At 46.6% G+C, this 444-nt stretch carries 1 protein-coding gene; it reads left to right on the forward strand.

Annotation, left to right across the window (positions count from 1 at the left end):
• The first annotated feature begins 10 nt into the window (after positions 1–10).
• Positions 11–160 (forward strand): type II toxin-antitoxin system RelE/ParE family toxin, encoded by a 150-nt coding sequence (locus A3757_RS04830; RefSeq protein WP_082872062.1) that lies wholly within the window; start codon positions 11–13, stop codon positions 158–160.
• The last annotated feature ends 284 nt before the right edge of the window (positions 161–444 follow it).

The following is a 444-nucleotide window of genomic DNA, read 5'->3' on the forward strand; positions in this document are numbered from 1 at the left end:
TGAACAAGCCATGATAGGAGTTGATCGCTCTGAACTTCTAGCTGGCACCAGAAGCCTACCTATTGAGAGCCATACCCTCTTTTACAGGGTTACAGCTGATACGGTGGAGATTATTCGTGCATTACATCGTCGCCAAGATCCTCAGCGGCACCTGACATAGTTCAATATTTAGCTGACAACGGGGTCAGACTCGATTGAAACCATCCTGTTGGAATCTAGCGCGAGCGTTGTGATATTCTTCCCTTAACTTAATTGATAAGGATATCACATGAAAATCCTACACCACGGAGCGGTGAATGGCGTAACGGGTTCGTGTCACGAGCTTCGCATTTCTGATAAAAACAGTTCTGAACAACAAGGTATTCTGATTGATTGCGGATTGTTTCAAGGGGCCGAGACCTCTGGGCAGTCGAGTGAAAGCCAGCTTGAAATCGACTTCCCAGT

It is taken from the genome of Oleiphilus sp. HI0117 (genome assembly GCF_001635235.1).